We start from the raw sequence: 7,088 nt of genomic DNA on the forward strand, positions 1-7,088 counted from the left end.
GCGAATAGGCAAGATCAACTCTTATGCAGGACTCGTGGTCGGCGCGCGCGGACGCCGCTGAAGAAGCGGTGGTGAGCAGGCACCTTCGCCGGCTGTGGGCGCTACCGGGCACCGCCCTGGGCGTCGTCGCCTGGCCGCCGGTCCGGCGCGAGCGACTGTTCCTCAGCTGGCACTACTGGTGGCAGGCACACCTGCTCGACTGCGCCGTGGACGCGCTCGAACGCGACCCCACGCCGCGCCGTCGCCGTCGCATCGTGAAACTGGCGCGCAGCCACCGTCTGCGGAACCTGTCGGGCTGGACCAACAACTATTACGACGACATGGCCTGGCTGGGGATCGCCCTCGAGCGCGCCCAGCGAATGCACTTCATAGACAACAGAAGTGCGGTGCAGGTGCTCGAATCCCAGTTGTTCGACGCCTGGGCGCCCGAAGCCGGAGGCGGCATCCCCTGGCGGAAGGGCTCGAACTTCTACAACGCGCCCGCCAACGGACCCGCCGGGATCATGCTGGCCCGCACCGGAAAGCTGTGGCGCGCCCAGGCCACGGCCGACTGGATCGACGACACGCTGCGGGACGTGCACACCAACCTGATCGTCGACGGCATCCACCCGGGCGGTGAAATCGAAAGGAACGTCTACTCGTACTGTCAGGGCGTCGTGCTCGGCCTCGAAACCGAACTCGCCGTGCGCCTCGGTTCGCCGCGGCACCGCAACCGGACCCATCGGCTGGTTGACGCCATCGACGAGCATCTCGCACCCCACGGCGTCATCGACGGCGGCGGTGGGGGAGACGGCGGCCTGTTCAACGGGATCCTCGCGCGGTATCTGGCGTTGACCGCGGTGATGCTGCCCTGGGAGTCGCCCGCCGACATCCGGGCCCGGGAGATCGCCGCCCAGCTCGTGCTGACCTCCGCGGAATCGGCCTGGGAGAACCGCCTGCAGATCGAGGGGCAGCCGCTGTTCGGCCACGACTGGACCAAGCAGGCGCAGCTGCCGGGGATGGGCGGGGGAATCGCCACGTTCACCGGGGGCACCGTGCGGTCGTCCGGGATCCCGGAACGCGACATGTCCGTCCAACTCGGCGGCTGGATGCTGATGGAGGCCGCGCACATGGTCTCCGCCGCGGGGTATCCGCGGCGATAGGGTGCGGTTCGAATCACGCGAAACTTAACCGTATCGCCCTCGATTCGGCGCTGTTAGACAGTACGTTATGTCAGATCAACAGCGGCAGCTGAGTCTCAATGCGTTCATCTACCCGGCCGGGCACCACGAGTCGGCGTGGCGCCACCCGCTCACGACGCCCGAGCGGCTGTACGACGTCTCCTACTTCCAGGACATCGCGCGGACCGCAGAGGCGGCGAAGCTGGACGCGATCTTCTTCGCCGACGGTCCGGCCCTGCGCAGCGACGTCGAGCACGGCGCCGCCGGAGCACTCGAACCCATCACGCTGCTGACCGCCATCGCGACCGCCACCGACCGGATCGGCCTGATCGCGACCGCGTCCACGACGTACTTCGAGCCCTACAATCTGGCGCGGCTGTTCGCGTCCCTCGACCACATCTCCCGTGGCCGGGCCGGCTGGAACATCGTGACCACCGGAACCGACCTGGCGGCCGCCAACTTCGGGCTGGCCGGCCACCCCGATCACGCCGACCGCTACGCGCGGGCGCGGGAGTTCGTCGACGCGACCGTCAAGCTGTGGGACAGCTGGGAAGACGACGCCATCCTGATCGACAGAACCGCAGGCATCTACGCGGACCCGTCGAAGATCCACGAGATCAACTACGTGGGGCGCCACCTCCGGGTGCGGGGACCGTTCAACGCGCCACGCTCCCCGCAGGGACACCCGGTGCTGGTGCAGGCGGGTGCGTCCAACGAGGGTCGCGCGTTCGCGGGCCAGTACGCCGAGGCCATCTTCACCGCGCACCAGCGGCTGTCCGACGGGCAGGCGTTCTACGCGGACGTCAAGCAGCGCGCGACGCAGTACGGTCGCAACCCCGATCACGTGAAGATCCTGCCCGGCATCAGCCCGTTCCTCGGCGACACCGAGGCCGAGGCCCGCGACCTGGAGCGGGAGTTCAACGAACTCACGTCGCCCGAGTACGGGCTCGCTCAGCTCGAGAGCCTCACGGGTTCGAGCGTGCGCCACCTCGATCTCGACGCCCCCGTGCCTGCTGGTCTGTTCGGGGACGCCGGCGACGTCACGGACAACCAGCAGAGTCGCCTGCAGGTGATCGCCGGGATCGTCGAGCGGGAGAACCCGACCCTGCGCGGATTGCTGCACCGTCTCGCCGGTGCGCGCGGGCACCGGGTCGTCGTCGGGACGCCGGTGCAGGTGGCCGACACCATCGAGGAATGGTTCACGCAGGGCGCGGCGGACGGTTTCAACGTCATGCCGCCGTACTACCCGGGCGGTCTCGAGGTGTTCGCGGAGAAGGTGGTCCCGATCCTGCAGGAGCGCGGGCTGTTCCGCACCGAGTACTCGGGCGCCACACTGCGCGACCACTTCGGTCTGCCCCGCCCCGAGAGCCAGTACGCGGACACGTCCGGCGCCGTCGCGCTGTAGGACGCGCACGCCGGCGTCCCGCTCGCGTCCGATGTCGCATCCGTTCAGTTCGAGTGGACGGATGTGACATCGGGAGCCCGGGGCCTCGGGCTTAATGAAAACAGTTATCATTTCGGGATGACTGTCGCCCGGCCGCTCCCCGTCACCGTCCTGTCCGGCTTCCTCGGCGCGGGCAAGACCACCCTGCTCAACCACCTCCTCGCGAACCGGGACGGCAGGCGCGTCGCCGTCATCGTCAACGACATGAGCGATGTGAATATTGACGCAGCCCTCGTCGCCGGGCAGGGGCACCTGGACCGGACGCAGGAGAAACTCGTCGAGCTCACCAACGGCTGCATCTGCTGCACCCTGCGGGAAGACCTCGTCGAGGCCGTCGCGCGGCTGGCGCAGGAGGGTCGGTTCGACCACCTCGTCATCGAATCCACCGGCATCTCCGAGCCGATGCCCGTCGCCGCCACGTTCGACTGGGAGTTCGAGGACGGGTTCAGTCTCGGTTCGGTGGCCGCCCTCGACACGATGGTGACGGTCGTGGACGCATCGACGTTCCTCGGTGAGCTGGCCAACGGCGAGCGGCTCGACGACCGGAACCTCGAAGCCGGGGAGGGCGACGAGCGCAGCATCTCCGACCTGCTCGTCGACCAGGTGGAGTTCGCCGACGTCATCCTGCTGAACAAGACGGATCTGGTGAGCGAGGGCGCCGCCGGTGCCGTCGAGGCGACCGTGCGCAGGCTCAACCCCACCGCGACACTGCTGCGCACCACGCGCGGCGTCGTGGATCCCGGCGAGGTTCTCGGGACCGGCCTGTACAACCCGGACGTCGCGGCCGAGCTACCCGGCTGGGCCGAGGAACTGGCCGGGGGCCACATCCCGGAGACCGAGGAATACGGCATCCGCAGCGTCACCTACCGGGCGTCGCGGCCGTTCCACCCGGCCAGGCTCGAGCAGGCGCTGGGACGGTTCACCGGCCTGCTCCGGAGCAAGGGCTTCTGCTGGATCGCGAGCCGCCCCGACCTCGCCGCCGTCTGGTCGCAGGCCGGTCCGAACCTGGTGATCGAGCCGGCCCAGCTGTGGGCGTCCGCGGACGAGACACCGGGGCAGGAGATCGTGTTCATCGGTGTCCGCCTCGACCCCGACGGTCCGCGGCGCATCCTGGATCCGGCGCTTCTCACCGACGACGAGCTGGCGTCAGGGCCGGCGGCCTGGGTTCGGTTCGACGACCCGCTGCCCGCGTGGGACGCGGTGCATCGGCATTAGTCCAGAACTTCTTCGACGGCCACTTCTTCGGGCGGCCGCGCCATCTCCTGCCGGTAGTGCCACACCCCGAGCACGGTGCCGATCACCAGCAGCGCGACCATCCCGGCGAGCACGGCCGGCATCAGCCACGACACCCGGTCCAGGAAAGAGCCGAAGTAGAAGCCGATGAGCAGCAGGACGGGTGCCCAGAAGATGGCGCCGATGGTGCTGGCGATCGTGTACTTGGTGTGGTTCATCTTGGCCGCACCGGCGACCAGCGGGCACAGGGTGCGGACCCACGGAATCCAGCGGGCGATGAGGACCGCCCAGAAGCCGTGCTTCTCCAGCAGGACGTTGACCTTGTGCAGGTTGGTGTAGTTGAGATACTTCCCGCCCTTGCGGGCGAGGATGCGGTTGCCGGTGCGGTGACCGATGACGTAGCCCACCTGGTTTCCGCAGATGGCGGCGATCATCGCGCCGACCGACAACGCCCACACGTGGCCGGCGCCCGACGCATGGTTGGCCAGCACGATTCCGGCGGTGATCAGCATCGAGTCGCCGGGCAGGAACAGGCCCAGGATCACCGCGCACTCGATGAACACGAACGCGAGGACGACGATCCAGACCAGCGCTGGGCCGGCCGAGACGAGAGGCCCGAAGGTGCCTGCTGCCGTGGTGACCATCGTCAGTGCGCTACTCGATCGGCTTCAGGAGGTCGGATCGGTCGGTGTGGTGACCGGCTGCGCGTCCTCGGTCGTGGCGCCCGCGCTCTGCCGCGACTTCACGACGCGCTTGCCCACCTCGAGGATGATCGGAAGGACGGACACGAAGACGATCAGCAGGAAGATGATGTCGACGTTGTCGCGGATGAACTCGATCTGACCGAGCAGGTAGCCGAGCAGCGTGACGCCGGCGCCCCACAGGATGCCGCCCACGATGTTGTACGTCAGGAACAGCGAGTACTTCATCCGTGACGCGCCCGCGACGACCGGCGCGAACGTGCGCACGATCGGAACGAAGCGGGCCAGGATGATGGTGATCGGGCCGTGCTTCTCGAAGAAGGCGTGCGACTCGTCGATGTACTTCTTCTTGAAGAACCGCGCGTCGTCGTGCTTGAACAGGGCGGTACCGCCCTTGCTGCCGATGAAGAAGCCCACCTGGTCGCCGAGGATCGCGGCGATGGGGATCAGAACCAGTAGCGCCCAGATGGGGGCGAACGGTTCGATCTCCGTCGACTTCGACGCCGCGATGAGTCCCGCGGTGAAGAGAAGCGAGTCGCCGGGGAGCAGGGGGAACAGCAATCCCGACTCGATGAAGACGACCAGGAGAAGTCCGACGAGCACCCACGTGCCGAAGGAGTTGAGGAGGTTCACCGGGTCGAGGAATCCCGGCAACAACGCGAGGTTGGTCACGGAATCCGATGCTGCCTGCACAATCACGGCCCTCAGCGTACCGGCGTATTCCCCGACTGACGGAATACTGCAGGTCATGGAGTTTCGGCCGGGTCGTGGGCCTGCCGAAACGGGGTGCCGCGACAGCCACCGGGAGACGTACGCTACCGGTATTGCCATACTGCTAGGACCACATCGCGCGCTGCGCTGATCGCGCGCGCCGAAATCGACTCTTAATGGAGGACTGCCGCCGTGCCAATCGCGACTCCCGAGGTCTACGCCGAGATGCTTGGTCGGGCCAAGGAGCACTCCTTTGCCTTCCCCGCCATCAACTGCACTTCTTCCGAAACCATCAACGCCGCCATCAAGGGCTTCGCGGACGCCGGCAGTGACGGCATCATCCAGTTCTCGACCGGTGGCGCCGAGTTCGGTTCGGGCCTGGGCGTCAAGGACATGGTGACCGGCGCGGTCGCGCTCGCCGAGTTCGCGCACGTGATCGCTGCCAAGTACGACGTCACGATCGCCCTGCACACCGACCACTGCCCCAAGGACAAGCTCGACACGTTCGTCCGCCCGCTGCTGGAGATCTCGCGGCAGCGCGTCGAGGCGGGCCGCAACCCGCTGTTCCAGTCCCACATGTGGGACGGTTCGGCTGTCCCGATCGACGAGAACCTGGAGATCGCCAAGGAACTCCTCGCGAAGGCGAAGGCCGCCAACATCATCCTCGAGGTCGAGATCGGCGTCGTCGGTGGCGAAGAGGACGGCGTGGAAGCCGAGATCAACGACAAGCTGTACACCTCGCCCGAGGACTTCGAGAAGACCGTCGACGCCCTCGGCACCGGCGAGAACGGCAAGTACCTGCTGGCCGCGACGTTCGGCAACGTGCACGGCGTCTACAAGCCGGGCAACGTCAAGCTGCGTCCCGAGGTGCTCGAGACCGGCCAGAAGGTCGCCGCCGCCAAGCTGGGGCTGCCCGAGAGCTCGCAGCCGTTCGACTTCGTCTTCCACGGTGGATCGGGCTCGCTGAAGTCGGAGATCGAGGCTGCGCTGAACTACGGCGTCGTCAAGATGAACGTCGACACCGACACCCAGTACGCGTTCACCCGTCCGATCGTGGGCCACATGTTCAGCAACTACGACGGCGTGCTGAAGGTCGACGGCGAGGTCGGCAACAAGAAGGTCTACGACCCGCGCAGCTACCTGAAGAAGGCCGAGGCCGGCATGGCTGCCCGCGTCGTCGAGGCCTGCAACGACCTCAAGTCCGCGGGACGTTCCGTCTCGGGATAGGCGCTTCGCGCTCGTGCGCCTTTCCGGTAGCCACCGCTACCGGAAAGGCGCACAGTCGTTTATCGGGGGTCGCAGATCTTCCAGGTGCCGTCGACCTTCTCGAGGTTGAACGTGCGCCACGACTGCTCGCCGGGGTTGGCGGCGGTGTGGGCCTTCACCTGGGCGATGGCGGTGTCGCCGGTGATCTGCACGGCGTCGACGCCGCCGACCACGGGAATGTTCTGCTGCGTGACGGCGACCTGGTGGACCTCGGCGAAATCCTGATCCGAGAGGCCCTGGTAGTACTCGGCGAGGCTGCCGCAGGTGCTGGTGCGCAGCGTCGCCAGGTCGCCCTGGGTGAGTGCCGCGACGAACGTGTCGATCGTTCCCTGCACCTGGGCCTCGGGGGAGTTCTCGGCCTGGTTGTTGTTGTAGACGATCACACCGGCGACCGCGATGGCGGCGACGACGATGACGCCGGCGGCGATCGCGGCGAACAGCCACGCCTTGCCGTGCTTCTTCGTGGGCTGCTGCGCCGCGGGGACGCGCTGCGGCGCGCTCTGCTGGGGCGGCAGCACCCGCTGCGGTGCGGCCTTCGGCGGGGCGGGCGCCGGCCGCGGGGGAGCGGGCGGC

6 protein-coding genes and 1 pseudogene are annotated in these 7,088 nt (G+C 67.7%); 4 read left to right on the top strand and 3 right to left on the bottom strand.

The annotated features are described in order from the left end of the window. Window positions 1–23: 23 nt before the first annotated feature. The 3 genes from G9373_RS22365 (at window position 24) to G9373_RS22375 (ending at window position 3,819) form a co-directional block, all read left to right on the top strand. Window positions 24–1,142, top strand: coding sequence for a glycoside hydrolase family 76 protein (locus tag G9373_RS22365; RefSeq protein WP_005571735.1), 1,119 nt, complete (start codon window positions 24–26; stop codon window positions 1,140–1,142). A 67-nt stretch (window positions 1,143–1,209) separates the two neighbouring features. Further along, on the top strand, window positions 1,210–2,565 hold the full coding sequence (locus tag G9373_RS22370) for an LLM class flavin-dependent oxidoreductase (RefSeq protein WP_054248734.1): 1,356 nt from the start codon (window positions 1,210–1,212) through the stop codon (window positions 2,563–2,565). A 117-nt stretch (window positions 2,566–2,682) separates the two neighbouring features. Next, window positions 2,683–3,819, top strand: a complete 1,137-nt coding sequence (locus G9373_RS22375; protein WP_167116834.1) for a GTP-binding protein — start codon at window positions 2,683–2,685, stop codon at window positions 3,817–3,819. On the opposite strand, the gene G9373_RS22380 is transcribed toward G9373_RS22375, so the two are convergent. Further along, window positions 3,816–4,481 carry a DedA family protein gene (locus G9373_RS22380; protein WP_005260048.1) on the bottom strand — a complete coding sequence of 222 codons (666 nt, stop codon included), beginning with the start codon at window positions 4,479–4,481 and terminating at the stop codon, window positions 3,816–3,818. The two genes, G9373_RS22375 and G9373_RS22380, sit on opposite strands and share 4 nt — an antisense overlap. Before the next feature lie 24 nt (window positions 4,482–4,505). Next, window positions 4,506–5,237, bottom strand: a complete 732-nt coding sequence (locus tag G9373_RS22385) for a VTT domain-containing protein (RefSeq protein ID WP_005238431.1) — start codon at window positions 5,235–5,237, stop codon at window positions 4,506–4,508. A 204-nt stretch (window positions 5,238–5,441) separates the two neighbouring features. On the opposite strand from G9373_RS22385, the gene fbaA reads away from it, so the two are divergent. After that, the gene (gene fbaA, locus G9373_RS22390) at window positions 5,442–6,476 is read left to right on the top strand and encodes a class II fructose-bisphosphate aldolase (protein WP_005260044.1); all 1,035 of its coding nucleotides are present in this window, start codon (window positions 5,442–5,444) and stop codon (window positions 6,474–6,476) included. A gap of 59 nt (window positions 6,477–6,535) precedes the next feature. Here fbaA and G9373_RS22395 read toward each other — a convergent pair. Then, window positions 6,536–7,088, bottom strand: a pseudogene (locus G9373_RS22395) (DUF4878 domain-containing protein); the annotation flags it as partial.

The sequence above is a fragment of the Rhodococcus sp. A14 genome, from assembly GCF_011603105.1.
GTDB classification, from domain to species: Bacteria; Actinomycetota; Actinomycetes; order Mycobacteriales; family Mycobacteriaceae; genus Rhodococcus_F; species Rhodococcus_F opacus.

Excerpts from the sequence above, each read along its gene's own strand:
- G9373_RS22370 (WP_054248734.1), top strand. The coding sequence starts at position 1,210 with ATGTCAGATCAACAGCGGCAGCTGAGTCTCAATGCGTTCATCTACCCG.
- G9373_RS22365 (WP_005571735.1), top strand. The coding sequence starts at position 24 with ATGCAGGACTCGTGGTCGGCGCGCGCGGACGCCGCTGAAGAAGCGGTG.
- G9373_RS22380 (WP_005260048.1), bottom strand. The coding sequence starts at position 4,481 with ATGGTCACCACGGCAGCAGGCACCTTCGGGCCTCTCGTCTCGGCCGGC.
- G9373_RS22375 (WP_167116834.1), top strand. The coding sequence starts at position 2,683 with ATGACTGTCGCCCGGCCGCTCCCCGTCACCGTCCTGTCCGGCTTCCTC.